The organism is Streptomyces longisporus (assembly GCF_039532765.1).
Taxonomy (GTDB): Bacteria; Actinomycetota; Actinomycetes; order Streptomycetales; family Streptomycetaceae; genus Streptomyces; species Streptomyces longisporus.
Window position 1 is genome coordinate 256,331 of the sequence record NZ_BAAASG010000014.1, and the last position, 20,292, is coordinate 276,622.

Sequence of the window (20,292 nt, forward strand, 5' to 3'; positions counted from 1 at the left end):
GCTGTCACAGGGGTAGACCGGCCGCCGCTCGGGAACTCATCGCCGCCGAGCGGACTTTCACGGAATTCCCTACAGCGGGAACCAGCCGTGCCCGATGTACCAGTGGCGGCCCGCCCTCAGGTGGTCGCCGACCGCCCGCTCCACCGCCGTACGCCGGGGCAGGGTCTCGACGGGCAACTCCGGGTCGCCGAACACGAACTGGACCGGTTCCTTGTCGGCCGGCTCCCGGTCCTCGCGGGCGACCCGGAAGCGGTCCTGGAACCGCACGATGTTGGAGTCCGCCGGCAGATACTCCTTCAACTGCGCATCCAGCAGCCAGGAGTGGCACAGCGCGGCCCGGTACTTCTCCTCGGGGTAGTGCCGCGCGAAGAACTCCGACGCCAGCGCGAGCGAGCGCTCGCAGGCCGCCGGTGACAGCGGGCCGAGGTAGTCGGGGATGTGGACGTTCAGACAGGGTGTGCCCGGCGCCACGTCCAGGCCGGCCGCCGCGATCACCCGCGAGGTGCGCTGCCCGTGCCGCGCCCGCTCGAACTGCAGCCGGCCGAGCTGGTACAGCTCGCCCCGGAAGTGGTGGGTGAGCCACCACGGCGCCTGCACACCCGCGCGGCGGTGCCGCCTGCGGTGCACGGCCATGTTCCGTCCGAGGTCGGCGAGGGTACGCCGGGAGACGTCGTCCGGGACGCCCCGCGCACGGTGATAGGCACGCGTGTACGGCAGCGCGGCCACGAACACGTACACGGGGAAGCAGCGCTGCAGCGGCCCCGACGCCCAATCCAGCTGGGGCAGGTCGACGGCGGTGCCGACCTCCCCCATCCCCCGGACGAGTTCCTCCACCGCTGCCTCGAGGGCGCGCAGCAGCTCCGGGTCGTCCGTCACGCGTCGGCCCATCCGTACGAGCTGGTTGATGTCCTCGTGCGGTACGGCGAGGTCCAGCAGCACCTCGGCGAGCTCATCGGCATCCGGCAGCACGCGGCGACCCCCTAGTCCCGTTCCCCTTGGTGAACGTCCGTCCCGAAGAGTACGTTGCAAACAGGAGTGATGATCCCGATGCGTACGGGCAGTGAGCCGACGACCGCGCGCAGTGCACTGCGGGCGCGGTTCTGGCTGAGCGTGTGGGGGCTGGTCTGGGCGATCTTCGGCACGACCGTGTTCGCCCTGGTGGGACGCCCCGGATGGGCCGCCGCATGCGGTGTGCTGTGGCTGGTGGTCACGGTCGACATGACCGTCATCCTCAAACACATGCGCGAGGGCCCGCACTACCAGCCGGGCCGCGACATCCCCCCGTACCGGCCACCGGAGAGCCGGCCCCGCTAGCAGTTGCTCAGGAGTCGAACCGGGCCGCCTTCAGGTACTCCGGGTTGGGGTCGAGGGCGGCCGCCAGTCGGAAATGGCGTTTGGCCTGCTCGGCCTCGCCCCGGCGCTCATAGGTCCGGGCGAGCGCGAAGTGCGCGAACGCGTTGTCCGGCTCGCGCTCCAGGACGATCGTGAACTCCAGCTCGGCGGGCCGCAGTTGCGCGGCGGCGAAGAAGGCACGCGCGCGCAGCAGCCGGGCCGCGGTGTTCTCCGGGTGGGCGGCGATGACGGAGTCGAGCAGCTTCACCGCGCCCCGCGGGTCCCGCGCGTTGAGCAGCTGCTCGGCGGCACGGAAGTCGATGACATGCGTCTCCGGAGTACGTCCGGTGGAACCGCTGGTCTCGGGCACGGCAGAGTCCTTCCCTCACTCCAAGGGTTCAACGCCCCGGTGAGGGGGCCCTATTCCTGCGGCGACCGTGGCGCACCGGACGGCCGGGACGTCGCCTGCGCTCTGCGCACGAGGTCCGCCCAGACGTCCTTCACGCGGCGCCGCAGGTCTTCCAGCGGTACGTCGTTGTCGATCACGACGTCGGCGATCTCCCGGCGCTTGTCGCGGGTCGCCTGCGCGGCCATGCGCGCGCGGGCGTCCTCCTCGGTCATGCCGCGCAGCCGTACGAGCCGGTCGAGCTGGGTCTCGGGGCTCGCATCGACGACGATCACGAGGTCGTACAGCGGCGCGAGGTCGTTCTCCGCGAGCAGCGGCACGTCGTGGACGACGACCGCGTCCTCGGCGGCCGCCGCCTCGAGCTCGCGGGAGCGCGCGCCCACCAGGGGATGCACGATCGAGTTCAGGACGGCCAGCTTCTCGGGGTCGGCGAAGACGATCGAGCCCAGCTTCGGGCGGTCGAGACCGCCGTCGGCGCCGAGCACCTCCTCGCCGAAGGCCTCCACGACCGCCGCAAGACCGGGCGTCCCCGGCTCGACGACCTCGCGTGCGATCCGGTCGGCGTCGATCAGCACCGCACCGCACTCGACGAGCAGTCGCGACACCTCGCTCTTGCCGGCACCGATCCCGCCGGTCAGCCCCACAGTCAACATGAGCGGAAGCTTAGGGCCTGGCACTGACAGCGGGACTGCCGGAGGTCAGTTGTCGCCCTCTCGTTCGGCCAGGAAGCGTTCGAACTCAAGGCCGATCTCGTCCGCCGACGGGATGTCGACGGGCTCGGCCAGCATGTTGCCCCGGCTCTCGGCGCCCGCGACCGCGTCGTACTGGTTCTCCAGGCCCGAGACGAGCGTGGTGAGCTCCTCGTCGCCCTCCTGGATCTGCCGGTCGATCTCGGTCTGGGTGCGGTGCGCGTCCGTGCGCAGCGAATGCGCGATGCCGGGGAGCACCAGGCCGGTGGCCGCGGTGATGGCCTCCAGGACGGTCAGGGCGGCGTCCGGGTACGGGGACCGGGCGATGTAGTGCGGGACGTGCGCGGCGACACCGAGGACGTCGAAGCCGGCCTCCATCAGGCGGTACTCGACCAGGGACTCGGCGCTGCCGGGGACCTGCGCCTCGTCGAAGGGGCTGCGGTGGCCCGGGACGAGGTCGGTGCGGTTGCCGTGCGGGGTCAGACCCACCGGGCGGGTGTGCGGAACGCCCATCGGAATGCCGTGGAAGTTCACGGACAGGCGCACGCCCAGCCGCTCCACGATCTGCTGGACGGCCGCGGCGAACCGCTCCCACTCGACGTCCGGCTCGGGGCCGGACAGCAGCAGGAAGGGCGCCCCGGTGGTGTCCTGGACGAGCCGCACGTCGATGGTGGGCTCCTCGTACTCGGTCCACCGGTCGCGCTTGAAGGTGAGCAGCGGACGGCGGGCGCGGTAGTCCACCAGCCGGTCGTGGTCGAAGCGGGCGACGACCTGTTGGGGCTGCGCGTCGAGGATCCGGTCGACGATCTGGTCGCCGGTCTCGCCCGCGTCGATGTATCCGTCGAAGTGGTAGAGCATGACAAGACCGGCCGACTCCTGGGCGAGCGCCATGTCGACGACGGCCAGCCCCTTCGGCTCCCATGCGTACAAACCCTGCGGATCAAGCACAGTGACCGCTCCTCCTCGTGTTCGTACGTTCCAACGTCCCCTGGGGCAAAGGCATTCCCGCCGGTACGCCTGATCAGCCATCTCTTATGGCCTTTTCATGGCAGCGGGCGGATGGGCAACGGCTTTGAGGGGCGCGGGGCTGTGTCGATTTGCGGCTCCGCCGCGATGGGGGTCCCCCCGCTCGAGCGAAGCCGAGAGTGGGGGAGCGACCAGCCACATCCGGTCCGCAGACGAAAAGCGACCCAAAAACGCCTGAGGGGCCGCACCTCGAAAGGTACGGCCCCTCAGTCAGGAGCTACTGCTCAGAGAGCGTTCAGCTCTGGCCACCCGCGAGCTTCTCGCGAAGCGCGGCCAGCGCCTCGTCCGAGGCCAGCGCACCGGAGGTGTCCGCACCCTCGGAGGAGTACGAGCCACCGCCCGCGGCCGGAGCCGCACCGGCAGCCTCGCCGCCCTCGGCGGCAGCGGCGGCGTCGGCCTCGCGGCTCTTGATGACCTGCTGCTGGTGCTGCTCGAAGCGGGTCTGCGCCTCGGCGTACTGGCGCTCCCACTCCTCGCGCTGCTTCTCGTAGCCCTCGAGCCAGTCGTTGGTCTCGGGGTCGAAGCCCTCGGGGTAGATGTAGTTGCCCTGGTCGTCGTACGAGGCAGCCATGCCGTACAGGGTCGGGTCGAACTCGACCGAGGCCGGGTCGGCACCGAAGGACTCGTTGGCCTGCTTCAGCGAGAGGCTGATGCGACGACGCTCGAGGTCGATGTCGATGACCTTGACGAAGATCTCGTCGTTGACCTGGACGACCTGCTCCGGGATCTCCACGTGGCGCTCGGCCAGCTCGGAGATGTGGACCAGACCCTCGATGCCCTCGTCCACGCGGACGAACGCACCGAACGGAACGAGCTTCGTGACCTTGCCGGGCACGACCTGACCGATCTGGTGCGTGCGGGCGAACTGCTGCCACGGGTCTTCCTGGGTCGCCTTCAGCGACAGGGAGACACGCTCGCGGTCCATGTCGACGTCGAGGACCTCGACGGTGACTTCCTGGCCGACCTCGACAACCTCGGAGGGGTGGTCGATGTGCTTCCAGGACAGCTCGGAGACGTGGACCAGACCGTCGACGCCACCCAGGTCCACGAAGGCACCGAAGTTGACGATCGAGGAGACCACACCGGAGCGGACCTGACCCTTCTGGAGGGTCGTGAGGAACGTCTGGCGGACCTCGGACTGGGTCTGCTCCAGCCAGGCACGGCGGGACAGGACCACGTTGTTGCGGTTCTTGTCCAGCTCGATGATCTTCGCCTCGAGCTCCTTGCCCACGTAGGGCTGGAGGTCGCGGACGCGGCGCATCTCGACCAGGGAGGCCGGGAGGAAGCCACGGAGGCCGATGTCGAGGATGAGACCGCCCTTGACGACCTCGATGACGGTACCGGTGACGATGCCGTCCTCTTCCTTGATCTTCTCGATGGTGCCCCAGGCACGCTCGTACTGGGCGCGCTTCTTCGAGAGGATCAGGCGGCCTTCCTTGTCCTCCTTCTGGAGAACAAGGGCCTCGATCTCGTCACCGACGGCGACGACCTCGTTCGGGTCGACGTCGTGCTTGATCGAGAGCTCGCGGCTCGGGATGACACCTTCGGTCTTGTAACCGATGTCGAGCAGGACCTCGTCCCGGTCGACCTTCACGATGACGCCGTCGACGATGTCGCCGTCGTTGAAGTACTTGATCGTCTCGTCGATCGCGGCGAGGAAGGCTTCCTCGTTACCGATGTCGTTGACCGCAACCTGCGGGGTGGTGGCGGTGGTCTCGGTGCTGCTCGTCATGTGGGAAAGGGCTCCGGTACGGACATTGAAGTCGTAGGTACTGCTACGCCGGGAGCCCGTATCGCTCTGAAGAAGCCGGACAGCCAAGGAAGCGCCCCAACAGCCAACTGGAAAACCAGATACTGGTGATGGCGCCTCGACAACCGAGGGGACATACAACAGATGCGAGCGCAGCCTGCTACGTCTGAGGTGCGCAGGCCCGCAGCGCAACTTGTAGCATACGGGGGCAGCCGGACAGGGTCAATGCGCGAAGGCGCACACCCGGGGCGGATCGCCGCATACCCGGCACAAGAACTGTCTCTGAAGGCCACGCAGGCCTGAGAGACCTCTTCCGTGACGCCGTCGAGAGGCCGACTGCGCCATCTGGGTGACGGAAGAGTACGACGAGGGAGCCGATCATCCAAGAGCCCGTATCTTCCGATTCCGCGTTCGAGCCGGAGGCCACCCGCCGCGCGTCCGACGTCACGGAGAGCGCCCGCGCCAACCGGGGCTGGTGGGACCGGAACGCGGACGAGTACCAGGTCGAGCACGGCACCTTCCTGGGCGACGACCGTTTCGTGTGGGGTCCCGAGGGCCTCGACGAGGTGGAGGCGGAGCTGCTCGGCCCGGCCGAGGAGCTCAAGGGCAGGGACGTCCTGGAGATCGGCGCCGGTGCGGCCCAGTGCGCGCGTTGGCTGGCCGCCCAGGGTGCCCGCCCGGTCGCCCTGGACATCTCGCACCGTCAGCTGCAGCACGCGCTGCGCATCGGCGGAACGTTCCCCCTGGTGTGCGCAGACGCGGGTGCGCTGCCGTTCGCGGACGGCTCCTTCGACCTGGCGTGCTCGGCGTACGGGGCGCTGCCGTTCGTCGCCGATCCGGTGCGGGTTCTCACGGAGGTGCGGCGGGTGCTGCGCCCGGGCGGGCGTTTCGTCTTCTCGGTGACCCACCCGATCCGCTGGGCGTTCCCCGACGAGCCGGGCCCCGAGGGCCTGTCCGTCTCCGCCTCCTACTTCGACCGCACGCCCTACGTCGAGCAGGACGAGGACGGGCGTGCGGTCTACGTCGAGCACCACAGGACGCTCGGCGACCGGGTCCGGGACGTCGTCGCGTCGGGTTTCCGGCTGGTGGACCTGGTCGAGCCGGAGTGGCCGGCCTGGAACACCTCCGAGTGGGGCGGCTGGTCGCCGTTGCGCGGGAACCTGATCCCGGGGACCGCGATCTTCGTGTGCGTACGAGACTGAGTGCGTGATCCGTTACGACGCCCTGGACGCGCTGCCGGTACGTGGTGCGCTGCCCGCCCTGAGCGAGGCGCTGGAGGGGCGCGGCACCGCCGTTCTGGTGGCGCCGCCCGGCACCGGCAAGACGACGCTGGTGCCGCTGGCGCTGGCCGGGCTGCTCGGGGACGGGCCCGCACGCCGCGTGGTCGTGGCCGAACCGCGTCGTATCGCGGCCCGTGCCGCTGCCCGGCGCATGGCGTGGCTGCTGGGTGAGAAGGCCGGAGGGAGCGTCGGGTACACCGTGCGCGGCGAGCGGGTCGTCGGGCCACGCGCGCGTGTGGAGGTCGTGACGACCGGGGTGCTGCTGCAGCGGCTGCAACGCGACCAGGAGCTGGCCGGTGTGGACGTGGTGGTGCTCGACGAGTGCCATGAGCGGCATCTGGACGCGGACACCGCGGCGGCCTTCCTGTGGGACGTACGGGAGACGCTGCGGCCCGAGCTGCGACTGGTGGCCGCGTCGGCGACCACCGACGCCGAGGGGTGGGCGCGGCTGCTCGGCGGCGCACCGGTGGTCGAGGCGGAGGGCGTCTCGCACCCCGTGGAGGTGATCTGGTCCCCGCCGGCCCGTCCCGTACGGCCACCGCACGGCATGCGGGTCGATCCGGCGCTGCTGACGCATGTGGCGTCGGTGGTGCGGCGGGCGCTGGCCGAGCGGGACGGGGACGTGCTGTGCTTCCTGCCGGGCGTGGGCGAGATCGCGCGTGTGGCGGGGCAGTTGGGGGACCTGGGCGGCGTCGAGGTGCTGCAGGTTCACGGAAGGGCGCCGGCGGCCGTGCAGGACGCGGTGCTGGCCCCGGGCGAACGGCGCCGGGTCGTGCTCGCCACCTCCGTGGCCGAGTCGTCGCTGACGGTGCCGGGTGTGCGGGTGGTCGTCGACTCGGGGCTGGCGCGCGAGCCGCGTGTCGACCACGCCCGCGGGCTGAGCGCACTGACGACCGTGCGGGCCTCGCAGTCGGCCGGACGGCAGCGGGCGGGGCGGGCCGGGCGTGAGGCGCCGGGGGCGGTGTACCGGTGCTGGACGGAGGCCGAGGACGCCCGCCTGCCGCGTTTCCCGGCACCGGAGATCAAGCTGGCCGACCTGACGGCGTTCGCCCTGCAGGCGGCGTGCTGGGGCGATCCGGAGGCGTCCGCGCTGGCGCTGCTTGATCCGCCGCCGGGCGGTGCGATGGCGGCGGCGCGGGCCGTACTGAGGGCGATCGGGGCGGTGGACCCCGCCGGACGGGCCACGGAGCGGGGCACCGCACTGGCCCGCCTCGGCGTGCATCCGCGGCTTGGCCGGGCCCTGCTGGACACGGCCGGCGAGGGAGCCGAGGCGGTGGCCCTGCTCTCCGAAGAGCCGCCACGCGACTACGGCGACGACCTGACCACCGCCCTGCGCACCGCCCGCCGCGGCGCCGACACCTACGCAACACGGTGGCGCACGGAGGTACAGCGCCTGCGAGCGGTCGCGAAGGAGCCCGCACGGCGTTCGGCCGGAGGGTCTGTTCCAGGGGCGGGAGGCATCGACGCCTCGCCCCACACGACCGGCAGCGATGCGACCGCCACGTCTCCACGCCCCGACGTGGCGCAGCAGACCACAGCGAACGAGCCCGCACGACGATCGACCGCAGGGCCCGTTCCGCGGCCGGGAGGCGCCGACGGCCCACCCCGCACGACCGACAGCGACGCGGTACGCCTCGAGCAGGCGCAGCACCTGCAGGCCGTCGCGAAGGAGCCCGCACGACCATCGGCCGGAGGGTCCGTTCCGGAGGCGGGAGGCGCCGACGCTTCGCCCGCGAGGGCCGGCCGTGACGCGACCGCCACACCTCGACGCCCCGACAAGGCGCAGCAGGCCACCGTGAACGAGCCCGCGGGGCCATCGGCCGCGCAGTCCGTTCCGCGGCCGGGAGGCGTCGGCGCCTCGCCCCGTGGAGGCGGCAGCGGCGCGGGTGTCGTGTCTGCTCGGGCCGGTCAGGCGGGCGGACTGGCGGGTGGTGGTGACGACCGTCTCGTCGGGCTCGTGGCGGCCCTTGCGTTTCCCGAGCGGGTCGCCAAGGCCGATGGTGGCTCCTTTCTCATGGCCTCCGGGACGCGCGCCGAACTCCGCGACGGCAGTCCTCTGCGCGGCGCCGACTGGATCGCGGTGGCCGTCGCGGATCGCCCCGTGGGAAAGGGGCACGCGCGCGTGCAGCTCGCCGCCGCGGTGGACGAGGACCTGGCCCGGTCCGCGGCGGCCTCGCTGTACTCCGAGGGCCAGGAGGTCCGCTGGGCCGACGGGGATGTCGTGGCGCGGCGGGTGGAGCGGCTGGGGGCGATCGAGCTGACGGTGCGGCCCCTGGCGGACGCCGACCCCGTACTGGTACGCACGGCGCTCCTCGAAGGGCTGCGGCAGGAGGGGTTCGGGCTGCTCAGGTGGTCGCCCGACGCGCTCGCGCTGCGGCAGCGGCTGGCGTTTGTGCGGCTGCACCTCGGGGAGCCGTGGCCGGACGTGTCCGACGATGCGCTGCACGCGCGCGTGGACGAGTGGCTGGAGCCCGAGCTGGGCCGGGCCCGGCGGCGGGCCGACCTCGCGCGGATCGACGCGGGCCAGGCGCTCACCCGTCTGCTGCCATGGGCCTCGGGAGAGGCGGGGCGGCTCGACGAGCTCGCCCCGGAGCGGATCACCGTCCCCAGTGGGTCCAGGATCCGGATCGACTACGGCAATCCCGAACAGCCGGTGCTCGCCGTGAAGTTGCAGGAGATGTTCGGACTGCACGAATCGCCCGCCGTCGCGGGGGTGCCGCTGCTGGTGCATCTGCTCTCCCCCGCCGGCCGTCCGGCCGCCGTCACGGCCGACCTCGCCTCCTTCTGGAAGGACGGCTACAAGGGCGTACGGGCGGAGCTGCGCGGCCGGTATCCGAAGCATCCTTGGCCCGAGGATCCCGCCGGCGCGGAGCCGACCCGGCACACCAACACGCGGCTCAGGCGGTGACCGGCTCCGGTGTGGTGGACTCGGCCGGTTCCGGGTCGCCGGGGCGGCGGCTGCGGGCCTCCAGCCACAGCGACAGGGCGAGCAGCAGGACGCCGAGGGTCAAAAAGCCCCAGGGCAGATAGGACGTCATCAGCAGGACCAGGGTGCGGTTGGACTTGACCAGGGCGACCGTGTGCCTGATGTAGTCCTCGCGCATCTTGACGTGCCCGGCGAAGGCGGTGACCTTGTCCCGCCCGCCCAGGAGCGTGCCGCCGCGGAGCTCTTCCTTGTGGATCTCCTCGCCGTACACGGGGGCACCGGTGACGGGCTCGACCCAGAACTTGCGGACCGTGGTGTACCAGCGGGTGGTGCCGGTCTTGGCGACCGACTCGGGGGTGATGCCCTGGACGGGCATGGTCCTGGGGAACTTGACCTTGGTCCAGGGGATGGTCTGCTCGAAGTAGTAGACCTCCAGGCCGCGGAAGTTCCGGGTGCCCTTGTAGTGGATGGGGTTGGTGGTGCGGGTCTGGGCGTCGAAGTACTCGTAGTCCCGCTTCTGGGTCAGGAACGGCCACTTGAACTCGATGCCGGTCCGCTTCACCGGGTCGCCGTCGACCATCTCACCGGTCGCGTGGACGGGGGCCTGGCTGTGGGCGTCGAAGATGTAGCGCTCGGGGATCCGGGAGACCATCTTGCCGTCGGGGCCCTGGACGTAGGAGAGGCCGTCCCAGACGACGACGTCCCGCCCGGCCGTCTTCTCGATCTCCTTCGCGGCCTCCACATTGCCCTTGAGGGTCTGCACGATGGTGACCTCGGGGACCGTGCGGGCCTTCATCGTGCCGTAGTCGAGCAGGGTCGCGTTCTTCGCCTCGAGGACCATGTCCTGGTACTGGTTGGCCGGGATCTTGGCCAGGCGCGGGAAGGCGTACCAGCGCAGCAGCGGGGACAGCGCCGCGAAGAACACGGCGAAGGCGAGCAGGACCAGACTGGCCTTGCGGCGCATCTCGGCCTCCCTCCCGGGCGGTTACGGGTGTGCGGGCACCGTCGTCAGCAGCGGTTTCGGGGACGTCCTGCCCGTGGGAGTGCCCATGGCCGTGATGGTGAGGACCAGCGCGAGGGCGAGGGCGAGACCGGTCGCGGCGGCGATCAGGGCGCGCATGCCTGCCTCCCCGGGGACGGGAACACGGTGGGAACTGATACATCGTCAGGTCCGGCACCGTAGCAACGGGCGGGCGAGATGAGAACACGTTGCACACACAACGACGGCGGCGGCGCCCTCTGGCCGAGGAGCGCCGCCGCCGTCGCAGGGACGATACGGAGAATTACGCGGAGGGGCTGGGCGACGGGCTGGGGCTCGCCGAGGAGCCGGGCGCTGCGACCGTCAGCTGGATGTCGAGGGTCGCGCCGCCCGCGGTGGTGATGCGCAGGACGAAGGTGCCGGTGTTGTCGTCGGCGTAGAGCTTCGGCAGTGTCAGCAGGCCCTTGGCGTCCGTCGTCAGGCCGGTCAGGGTGCGTACGGTCTTGCCGTCGGCGTCCTTGAAGTAGGGGCCCTTGTCGTTCTCGGTCGGGTCGAGCACCGACTTGATCAGCGTTGCGGTGACCGCGACCTTGTCGGCCACGGCGCCCTTGTAGGTGGCCTTCACCTCGGCCTGTTCGGCGAACTCGCCGCCCGGAGTGCAGGTCAGCGCGGTGTCGCTGGTGCGCACGACGCTGTCGGCGACGCGCTCGGTGACCGAGGCGGTGTAGTCGAGGCCGGTGACCGCGCGGCCCACGACCGTGGCGCGGACGGTGAACTCGCCGGTCTTCTCGCCCGCCTGCAGGGTGGGGGCGACGGCCACGCCGGAGCTGTTGGTGACGACCGTGGCCACGGTTTCGCCGCCGGTGAAGGTGGTGTCGGTGTCGCCGACGACGCTGAAGCGGACCCGGACCTTGCCGACCGCCTTGCCGGTCTTGGTCACGGCCTTGATGCTGATCTTCTTGGTGAACGCGTCGCCGGCCATCGCGGTGAGCTTCGGAGTGCCCGCGTCCGCCAGATGGTCCACGGTGTCGGTGGGAGTGGGGGTGGGGGTAGGCGACGGGCTGCCCGGCGTGCTCGGCGTGCCGGGCGTGCCCGACGGCGGTGCACTGGGGCTCGAAGGGCCGCTGCTCGGCGGCTTCGGCTTGGCGGGCGGCGTGGGCGAGGGCTTGGGGTTGGCCTTCTGGCCGTCGTCGCTGCGGCCCGAGGGGACGCTGCCGCTGCCGTCCGGGATCTCGTGGGTGCCCTTGCGGTAGTACTCCAGCCACGACAGGACGGTGTGCAGGTAATCCTGCGAGTTGTTGTAGCTCAGGATCGCCTGGTCGAGGTCGGCCGGCACCGACAGGTCCCAGTCGTTGCGGCACAGGTAGTGGCCGGCGGCCAGGGCGGCGTCGTACACGTTGTTGGGGTCCTTGACCCCGTCGCCGTTGCCGTCGCGGCCCGCCCACGCCCAGGTCGACGGGATGAACTGCATGGGGCCGACGGCCTGGTCGTAGCTGCTGTTGCCGTCGTACTTGCCGCCGTCGGTGTCCTTGATCAGCGCGAAGCCGTTGCCGTCGAGCTGCGGGCCGAGGATCGGGGTGATCGTGGTGCCGTCCGCGTTGACGCGGCCGCCGCCGGCCTGGCCCGACTCCACCTGGCCGATCGCGGCGAGCAGTTGCCAGGGCAGGTTGCAGCCGGGCTTGGACTCGCGCAGCTCGGCCTCGGCCTTCTTGTAGGCGTCGAGGACGGTCGCGGGGATACCCGCCTCGGCCGCGCCCGTCGACGCGGGGCTGCCGGTGGCGCCGGGGGTCGGCGAGGGGTTCGGGCTGTTGAGCGGCGGAAGAGCGGTGTAGTACGGCGAGTTGCCGGTCGCGGCGCCGTCGCCTGCGGTCGCATCGGGTGCGGGCTGGGCCTTGGAGGCGGTCTGTCTGCCGTGGTCGTCGACAGTGACCCCAGGAGCCTGGGACGCGGACAGGGCAGCGACCGCGACCGCTGCCACGGCTGTGGTTGCCGCTCCTTTGCGCAGCCTCATGCCGAATTGCGCCGCCATAGAGTGAACCCCTCCCGTGGACGCGTCAGCGTCCGTCTTCGTCTGCCCGGCGCACAGTGCGCCCGCCCTGTTCTGACGATCGACCCGGCGTGCGGGTTGCCCTCGTATCGCTCTCTTGTTTTCGTCGCATTTCTGTCGAGTAGCTGTGTTCACCTGTTCGACCGCACCGCCCGGCACGGTGACCCAGGCGACCCTACGACAACTTCCTTTCCACGGGGACCCGTTCGTGCCCGATATTCACCGGTTGGCCATGTGTGAACGGCGTGGAATCGCGGCACGCATACTGGACCGGAGCGATCACCCGGGCCGTCCGCTCGGGCAATGTCCGGCGTGAGGAGCCCAGTTGCCGTTCACCCTGAGCCATGCGGCCGCCGTCCTGCCCGCCGTGCGCGGCGACGGATCCGGTCGAGGACGGCTGATTCCGGCCGTTCTCGTGGCCGGTTCCTTTGCGCCCGACATGACCTACTACGCGGCAAGTGCGGTGCCCGGTGCGATGGAGTTCGGCACGGTCACGCACTCCTTTCCCGGCGTCTTCACGGTCGACGTGCTGGTGGCCTGGGCGCTGGTCGGGCTGTGGCTGCTGGTGCGGGAACCGCTGGTGGCGCTGCTGCCGGGGCCCTGGCAGCAGCGGCCGGCAGCCCTGTTGTGCTGCGGGGCGCCACGCGCGCGCGTACGGCCGTCCCTGGCCGCGTGGTGGTATGTGTCCGCGGCGCTCGGCGCCCTGACGCACGTGGTGTGGGACGCCTTCACGCATCACGACCGGTGGGGCGTACGGCTGTTTCCGGTGCTGGGCCGGGTGGTGTGGGGGTCTCCCCTGTACTCGGACCTGCAGTACGGGAGTTCGGTGCTGGGCGCGGTGGTGATCGCGGTGTGGGTGACGCGGGCGCTGCGCAGGACGCCCGCGCACCCGGTTTCGCGTGCGGTCCCCGTGTTGTCGCTGCGGGACCGGTGGTGGGCCTGTGTGGTGCTCTGCGGATGTGCGGGGGCCTGGGCCGTGGAGCGGGCGGTGCGGTGGTGGGCGTACTGGGGCGCGGTGGCGGGGCCCTGGGAGCTGATTCCGGCCGTGTGCTTCGGTGCGGGCGCGGGGCTGTTGCTCGGGCTGCTGCTGTACGTGGTGGGGGTGCGGGTGTGGCGGCCCGTGCCGTCCGCCGGGGAGCCGGAGCGGGTCAGCGTGCAGCAGGGCCGTCCGGCCGGTCGGTGAGGGTGCCCGCGCTCACGATGAACACCCTGACCGTGCGGGCGTGGCGGCTGCGGCGGACACGGACGAGCAGCCCGGTGACGTAACTGCGGCCCAGTCCCGCCCACAGCCGCCAGGCGGGCGGCTCTGCGGATCCCGTCCCGGGCCGGGCCGGCCGACGCCGGAGGCCCGCCGCCGCACGGCGCAGGACGACGGCGAGATCGGTGGGGATGCGGGCGGTGCTTGCACGAGCGGCGAAGGTCGGCACCGACGCGGGGGGCACGACGGGCGCCGCCTCGGCACTCGCCTGCGCTCTCGCCGGCCGGCGGTTGAGCATGCGTATACCCATGCCCGCATCCTTACGGGGCGAGACCGGTGGGGGCCTTTCCGCGGGGGCCACCTGAGTGACGGTCCCCTGCGGGGCTTGACGGGTGCGGCGGGGGTTCGGCCGCGCCCCGAAGGGGCGGGGCTGTGTCGATATGCGGCTCCGTCGCGTGGGCGCGACCAGCCACGACGCGCCCGCAGACACTCGATGACCCCCTGTGCGGAGAACTCACCCCCTGGCCGGAGGGCCGACGCGCCGCCCGGCAGGACAGCACCGATTCCCCGCCCCACCGCCGGAGGCTAGTGCGCAGCCGACTCCCAGTCGGACCCCACCCCCACCGAGACACCGAGCGGCACCCTCAGATGAACGGCGTCAGCCATCTCGCGGCGGACGATCTCCTCCGCGGCGGCACGCTCGCCGGGGGCGATCTCCAGGACGATTTCGTCGTGGACCTGCAGGAGCATGCGGGAGGTGAGGCCCGCCGCCCGCAGCGCGTCGTCCACCTTCAGCATGGCGATCTTGACGATGTCCGCGGCGGTGCCCTGGATCGGCGCGTTCAGAGCCATGCGCTCGGCCGCCTCGCGGCGCTGGCGGTTGTCGCTGTTGAGGTCGGGCAGATAGCGGCGGCGGCCGAAGAGGGTCGCCGTGTAGCCCGTGGCCCGCGCCTCGTCGACGGCCCGGCGCAGATAGTCCCGGACGCCGCCGAACCGCTCGAAGTAGGTGTCCATCAGGACCCGGGCCTCGCCCGCGTCGATGTTCAGCTGCTGGGACAGGCCGAAGGCCGACAGACCGTATGCCAGGCCGTACGACATGGCCTTGATCTTGCGGCGCATCTCCGCGTCGACGTGCTCCCGGTCGACCGAGAAGACCTGCGCCGCGACCGTGTTGTGCAGGTCCTCGCCGGAGGTGAACGCCTCGATCAGGCCCTCGTCCTCGGAGAGGTGCGCCATGACGCGGAGTTCGATCTGGCTGTAGTCGGCGGTCATCAGCGACTCGAAGCCCTCGCCGACGACGAAGCCGCGGCGGATGGCGCGGCCCTCGTCGGTACGGACGGGGATGTTCTGCAGGTTGGGGTCCGTGGACGACAGGCGGCCGGTCGCGGCGACCGTCTGGTTGAAGGTGGTGTGGATGCGGCCGTCGGCGGCGATCGTCTTGATCAGGCCCTCGACGGTGACGCGCAGCTTCGCCTGCTCGCGGTGGCGGAGCATGACCACCGGCAGTTCGTTGTCCGTCTGGGTGGCGAGCCAGGCCAGGGCGTCGGCGTCCGTGGTGTAGCCGGTCTTGGTCTTCTTCGTCTTGGGCAGGCCCAGCTCACCGAAGAGGACCTCCTGGAGCTGCTTGGGCGAGCCCAGGTTGAACTCGTGGCCCGCCGCCGCGTGCGCCTCCTTCACCGCCTGCTGCACGGCGCCCGCGAACATCTGCTCCATGGCCTCCAGGTGGGCCCGGTCGGCGGCGATGCCGTGGCGCTCCATGCGGGCGAGCAGGATCGAGGTGGGCAGTTCCATGTCGCGCAGCAGGTCCGCGGCGCCGACCTCCTCCAGGCGGCCCCGGAAGGCCTCGCCGAGGTCGAGGATGGCGCGGGCCTGAACCATGAGCGCCTCGGCCTCCGCGCCGTCGTCGGCGCCGAAGGCGAGCTGGCCGTCGGCCGCGGCGGCGGGGGCCAGCTCACGGCCCAGGTACTCCAGGGACAGCGCGTCCAGGTCGAAGGAGCGGCGGCCCGGCTTGACCAGGTAGGCGGCCAGGGCCGTGTCCATCGAGACACCGGCGACGGACCAGCCGTGCTCGGCGAGGACGCGCATGGCGCCCTTGGCGTTGTGCAGGACCTTGGGGCGGTCCTCGGCGGCCAGCCAGGCCGCCCACGCGTTCTCGTCGGCCTCGTCCAGCTGGGACGGGTCGAACCAGGCGGCCGGCCCCTCCGCGGTGGCGAGGGCGACCTCGGCGACCGAGCCGGTGCCCAGCGCCCAGGCGTCGACCGTGGCGATGCCGAGCGTCTCGGTGCCGTGCTCGGTGAGCCAGTCGGCCAGCTCGCCCGTGCCCAGCACCGTCCCGTCCAGCTCCACACCGGGCGCCACCGGCGTCGCCTCGGCCTGCTCGCCGCCCGGGTCGACGGCAAGCAGCCGCTCGCGCAGCGAGGGGTTCCTGATCTCCAGGGTGTCCAGGACCATCGCGACGGCCGTGCGGTCGTACGGGGCGCGCTCAAGGTCGGCGACCGCCTTGGGCAGCTCGACCGTACGCACCATCTCGGTCAGGCGGCGGTTGAGCTTGACCGCCTCCAGGTGCTCGCGCAGGTTCTGCCCGGCCTTGCCCTTGACCTCCTCGACGCGCTCGACGAGCTCCGCGAACGAACCGAACTGGTTGATCCACTTCGCGGCGGTCTTCTCACCGACGCCGGGGATGCCCGGCAGGTTGTCGGACGGGTCGCCACGCAGCGCCGCGAAGTCGGGGTACTGCGCGGGCGTCAGCCCGTACTTCTCGAAGACCTTCTCCGGGGTGAACCGGGTCAGCTCGGAGACGCCCTTCGTCGGATACAGCACCGTCGTGTGCTCGCTGACCAGCTGGAAGGAGTCGCGGTCGCCGGTGACGATCAGCACCTCGAAGCCCTCGGCCTCCGCCTGGGTGGCGAGGGTGGCGATGACGTCGTCCGCCTCGAAGCCGTCGACCGCGAACCGCGACGCGTTCATCGCGTCCAGGAGTTCGCCGATCAGCTCGACCTGCCCCTTGAACTCGTCCGGGGTCTTCGAGCGGTTGGCCTTGTACTCGGTGAACTCCTCGGAGCGCCAGGTCTTGCGGGAGACGTCGAAGGCCACCGCGAAGTGCGTGGGCTCCTCGTCACGCAGGGTGTTGGCCAGCATCGACGCGAAGCCGTAGATCGCGTTCGTCGGCTGCCCGGTCGCGGTCGTGAAGTTCTCCGCGGGCAGCGCGAAGAACGCGCGGTAGGCCAGCGAGTGCCCGTCCATGAGCATGAGGCGGGGCCGCGTGTTGCCGCCGGCGGTCTTGTGGGTCGTCTTCGATGCTGTTTCTGCCACGCCCCGATCCTGCCACGTGCCACTGACAGTCGTGGCTCCCCGCCGGATCGGCACCTCCCCACCGCATGGAGAGCCGGGAAGAGGCCCACCGCCGCAGCCGACCGCGGCGTACGCGGCCTGGGCGGCGCAAAGAAATGCGACGGGCGCCAACCCGACCAATGATCACGCTGCGCGCACAGAACCAGCTGCCGTCACGCCGCGCGCGAGGTCGGCTTCGCCCCGCCGCCCTTGATCCGGGAGGACCCGGCGCTCCCGCCGCAGTCGATCACCGTCACAGCGGAAATCCACTGGCGACGGGCGCCGACACACCTATGATCATGCTCCGCGCACAGAACCAGCTGCCCTCAACTGCCGCGCGCGAGGTCGGCATCCCCCGCCGCCCTGGGAGCCGGGAGGGCCCCGGGCGCCGGCACGACCGGAGATCACGGTCCACGCACAGAACCGGCTGTCCTCGCTGTCAGTCGCACGTGCGAGGATCGAAGTCGTAGCTCGCAGGTGTCTGTGAAGGAGAGTGCGCGATGGCGACGAAGCCGCCCAAGGGTGATCCGGTCCAGGACGCACCGCAGGTCGCCGGGCCCAAGCACGCGGCGGCGGGACTGCCGGCCATCGGGCACACCCTGCGCATCGCCCAGCAACAGATGGGCGTGAAGCGGACCGCGCTGACGTTGCTGCGCGTCAACCAGAAGGACGGCTTCGACTGCCCCGGCTGCGCCTGGCCGGAGCCCGACCACCGGCATGCGGCGGAGTTCTGTGAGAACGGCGCGAAGGCGGTCGCCGAGGAGGCCACCCTGCGCCGGGTCACCCCGGAGTTCTTCGCCGCCCACTCCATCGCCGACCTCGCCTCCCGCAGCGGCTACTGGCTGGGGCAGCAGGGCCGGCTCACCCACCCCATGCACCTGCCCGAAGGGGGCACCCACTACGAGCCGGTGAGCTGGGAGCGCGCCTTCGACATCGTCGCCGAGGAGCTCGCCGCCCTCGGCTCCCCCGACGAGGCGCTCTTCTACACCTCGGGCCGCACCAGCAACGAGGCGGCCTTCCTCTACCAGCTGTTCGCCCGGCAACTCGGCACGAACAACCTGCCCGACTGCTCCAACATGTGCCACGAGTCGTCCGGTTCGGCCCTGAGCGAGACCATCGGCATCGGCAAGGGCAGCGTCCTGCTGGAGGATCTCTACAAGGCCGACCTGATCATCGTCGCCGGCCAGAACCCGGGCACCAACCACCCGCGCATGCTCTCCGCCCTGGAGAAGGCCAAGGCCAATGGCGCGAAGATCATCAGCGTGAACCCGCTGCCCGAGGCCGGCCTGGAGCGGTTCAAGAACCCGCAGACCCCGCAGGGCATGCTCAAGGGCGCCGCCCTCAACGACCTGTTCCTGCAGATCCGCATCGGCGGCGACCAGGCCCTCTTCCGCTTCCTCAACAAGCTCATCCTGGAGAGCGAGGGCGCGGTCGACGAGGAGTTCGTGCGCGAACACACCCACGGCTTCGAGGAGTTCGCCGCGGCCGCCAAGGCCGCCGACTGGGACGAGACCCTGACCGCGACCGGCCTCACGCGCGCGGAGATCGAAGCCGCCCTGAGGATGGTCCTCGGCTCGAAGCGCACCATCGTGTGCTGGGCGATGGGCCTGACCCAGCACAAGCACTCCGTGCCGACCATCCGCGAGGTCGTCAACTTCCTTCTGCTGCGCGGCAACATCGGCCGCCCGGGCGCGGGCGTGTGCCCGGTGCGCGGCCACTCGAACGTGCAGGGCGACCGGACGATGGGCATCTTCGAGCGTCCCGCCCCCGCCTTCCTGGACGCCCTGGAGAGGGAGTTCGGCTTCGCGCCGCCGCGTGAGCACGGCTACGACGTCGTCCAGGCCATCCGCGCCCTGCGCGACGGCCGGGCGAAGGTGTTCTTCGCGATGGGCGGCAACTTCGTGTCCGCCTCGCCCGACACCGAGGTCACCGAGGCGGCCATGCGGCGCGCCCGCCTCACCGTGCACGTGTCGACCAAGCTCAACCGCTCGCACGTGGTCACGGGCGCGCGTGCCCTGATCCTGCCCACCCTGGGCCGTACCGAGCGCGATCTCCAGGGCAGCGGCGAGCAGTTCGTGACCGTCGAGGACTCCATGGGCATGGTGCACGCATCCCGCGGCCGCCTGGAGCCCGCGAGCAGCCACCTGCTGTCGGAGCCGGCGATCGTCTGCCGCCTGGCCCGCCGTGTGCTCGGCGAGGACAGCACGGTGCCCTGGGAGGAGTTCGAGAAGGACTACGCCACCATCCGCGACCGCATCGCGCGCGTGGTCCCCGGCTTCGAGGACTTCAACACGCGCGTGGCCCGCCCCGGCGGCTTCACCCTCCCCCACGCCCCGCGCGACGAACGCCGCTTCCCCACAGCGACCGGCAAGGCGAACTTCACAGCGGCTCCCGTCGAGTACCCCAGGCTGCCCGAAGGCCGTCTGCTGCTGCAGACGCTGCGCTCGCACGACCAGTACAACACCACCATCTACGGTCTCGACGACCGCTATCGCGGCATCAAGAACGGCCGCCGCATCGTCCTGGTCAACCCCGAGGACGCACGCGCACTCGGCGTCGCCGACGGTTCGTACGTCGACCTGGTCGGCGAGTGGAAGGACGGCGTCGAGCGCAGGGCGCCCGGCTTCCGCGTCGTGCACTATCCGACGGCACGCGGCTGCGCCGCCGCCTACTACCCGGAGACCAACGTCCTGGTGCCGCTGGACTCCACCGCGGACACCAGTAACACCCCGGCAAGCAAGTCCGTCGTCGTACGTCTGGAACAATCAGCCACCGACTGAGCGTTTGCTCAGGCAGGCTGGACGAGTGAATCAGACGAACGGAGCCGGGCGCATGGGCGAGCAGCAGTACGTGAAGTTCCCGCAGGAGGTCATCGACGAGTACGCCGCACTCGGCGTCGACCTCCCGGCTCTCTTCTCCGCCGGACACCTCGGCACCCGCATGGGCGTGGAGATCCTCGAGGCCTCCGCGGACCGCGTCGTCGGCACCATGCCCGTCGAGGGCAACACCCAGCCCTACGGCCTGCTGCACGGCGGCGCCTCCGCCGTCCTCGCCGAGACCCTCGGCTCCGTCGGCTCCATGCTCCACGGCGGCAGCTCCAAGATCGCAGTCGGTGTCGACCTGAACTGCACCCACCACCGCGGCGTACGCTCCGGCCTGGTCACCGGCGTCGCCACACCCCTGCACCGCGGCCGCTCCACCGCCACGTACGAGATCGTGATCAGTGACGAGGACGGACGGCGCGTGTGCAGCGCCCGCCTGACCTGCCTGCTGCGCGACGTCCGGCGCGGCGACGGCGCGCACATCGGCACCGCCGACTGACCGCGCAG

The 20,292-nt window shown here is 71.2% G+C and carries 16 protein-coding genes; 6 read left to right on the plus strand and 10 right to left on the minus strand.

What is annotated here, in order from left to right; genetic code table 11:
- Positions 1-69 precede the first annotated feature (69 nt).
- Positions 70-969, minus strand: coding sequence for an acyltransferase domain-containing protein (locus ABD355_RS30140; RefSeq protein ID WP_344403954.1), 900 nt, complete (start codon positions 967-969; stop codon positions 70-72).
- Positions 970-1,038: 69 nt separating this feature from the next.
- On the opposite strand from ABD355_RS30140, the gene ABD355_RS30145 reads away from it, so the two are divergent.
- Positions 1,039-1,314, plus strand: a complete 276-nt coding sequence (locus ABD355_RS30145) for a DUF6343 family protein (protein ID WP_344403955.1) — start codon at positions 1,039-1,041, stop codon at positions 1,312-1,314.
- A gap of 7 nt (positions 1,315-1,321) precedes the next feature.
- Here ABD355_RS30145 and ABD355_RS30150 read toward each other — a convergent pair whose 3' ends face one another.
- The 4 genes from ABD355_RS30150 to rpsA form a co-directional block, all read right to left on the minus strand.
- Positions 1,322-1,702, minus strand: a complete 381-nt coding sequence (locus ABD355_RS30150) for a tetratricopeptide repeat protein (RefSeq protein WP_232648092.1) — start codon at positions 1,700-1,702, stop codon at positions 1,322-1,324.
- A 50-nt stretch (positions 1,703-1,752) separates the two neighbouring features.
- A complete protein-coding gene (coaE, locus tag ABD355_RS30155) occupies positions 1,753-2,391 on the minus strand; it encodes a dephospho-CoA kinase (protein ID WP_344403956.1) in 639 nt (212 codons plus the stop codon).
- 45 nt (positions 2,392-2,436) lie between these two features.
- Complete coding sequence (locus tag ABD355_RS30160) at positions 2,437-3,375, minus strand: PAC2 family protein (protein WP_344403957.1); 939 nt, start codon at positions 3,373-3,375, stop codon at positions 2,437-2,439.
- A gap of 313 nt (positions 3,376-3,688) precedes the next feature.
- Positions 3,689-5,185 (minus strand): 30S ribosomal protein S1, encoded by a 1,497-nt coding sequence (gene rpsA / locus ABD355_RS30165; protein ID WP_099928071.1) that lies wholly within the window; start codon positions 5,183-5,185, stop codon positions 3,689-3,691.
- 398 nt (positions 5,186-5,583) lie between these two features.
- Between rpsA and ABD355_RS30170 the strand changes: the two genes are divergently transcribed.
- Positions 5,584-6,405, plus strand: a complete 822-nt coding sequence (locus ABD355_RS30170; RefSeq protein ID WP_425585811.1) for a class I SAM-dependent methyltransferase — start codon at positions 5,584-5,586, stop codon at positions 6,403-6,405.
- Between the two features lie 4 nt (positions 6,406-6,409).
- On the plus strand, positions 6,410-9,391 hold the full coding sequence (locus ABD355_RS30175; RefSeq protein WP_344403958.1) for an ATP-dependent helicase C-terminal domain-containing protein: 2,982 nt from the start codon (positions 6,410-6,412) through the stop codon (positions 9,389-9,391).
- On the opposite strand, the gene pgfA is transcribed toward ABD355_RS30175, so the two are convergent.
- The 3 genes from pgfA to ABD355_RS30190 all read right to left on the minus strand — a co-directional run bounded on the left by pgfA (position 9,381) and on the right by ABD355_RS30190 (position 12,417).
- The gene (pgfA, locus tag ABD355_RS30180) at positions 9,381-10,373 is read right to left on the minus strand and encodes a cell envelope lipid trafficking protein PgfA (RefSeq protein WP_344403959.1); all 993 of its coding nucleotides are present in this window, start codon (positions 10,371-10,373) and stop codon (positions 9,381-9,383) included. The two genes, ABD355_RS30175 and pgfA, sit on opposite strands and share 11 nt — an antisense overlap.
- A gap of 21 nt (positions 10,374-10,394) precedes the next feature.
- Positions 10,395-10,529 (minus strand): SPW_0924 family protein, encoded by a 135-nt coding sequence (locus ABD355_RS30185; protein WP_107118462.1) that lies wholly within the window; start codon positions 10,527-10,529, stop codon positions 10,395-10,397.
- Positions 10,530-10,692: 163 nt separating this feature from the next.
- Complete coding sequence (locus ABD355_RS30190; RefSeq protein ID WP_344403960.1) at positions 10,693-12,417, minus strand: lytic transglycosylase domain-containing protein; 1,725 nt, start codon at positions 12,415-12,417, stop codon at positions 10,693-10,695.
- A gap of 343 nt (positions 12,418-12,760) precedes the next feature.
- Here ABD355_RS30190 and ABD355_RS30195 point away from each other — a divergent pair, with 343 nt between their 5' ends.
- Positions 12,761-13,618, plus strand: coding sequence for a DUF4184 family protein (locus ABD355_RS30195; protein ID WP_344403961.1), 858 nt, complete (start codon positions 12,761-12,763; stop codon positions 13,616-13,618).
- Here the strand turns inward: ABD355_RS30195 and ABD355_RS30200 are convergent.
- Both ABD355_RS30200 and polA read right to left on the minus strand, forming a co-directional pair.
- Positions 13,584-13,943, minus strand: a complete 360-nt coding sequence (locus tag ABD355_RS30200; protein WP_344403962.1) for a hypothetical protein — start codon at positions 13,941-13,943, stop codon at positions 13,584-13,586. The genes ABD355_RS30195 and ABD355_RS30200 overlap by 35 nt on opposite strands.
- 275 nt (positions 13,944-14,218) lie before the next feature.
- On the minus strand, positions 14,219-16,945 hold the full coding sequence (gene polA, locus ABD355_RS30205) for a DNA polymerase I (protein WP_344403963.1): 2,727 nt from the start codon (positions 16,943-16,945) through the stop codon (positions 14,219-14,221).
- 518 nt (positions 16,946-17,463) lie between these two features.
- Between polA and ABD355_RS30210 the strand changes: the two genes are divergently transcribed.
- Together ABD355_RS30210 and ABD355_RS30215 are read left to right on the plus strand one after the other, a co-directional pair.
- Entirely contained in the window at positions 17,464-19,743 is a 2,280-nt protein-coding gene (locus ABD355_RS30210) for an FdhF/YdeP family oxidoreductase (RefSeq protein WP_344403964.1), read from the plus strand.
- Positions 19,744-19,795: 52 nt separating this feature from the next.
- Entirely contained in the window at positions 19,796-20,284 is a 489-nt protein-coding gene (locus ABD355_RS30215) for a hotdog fold thioesterase (RefSeq protein ID WP_344403965.1), read from the plus strand.
- Positions 20,285-20,292: the final 8 nt, after the last annotated feature.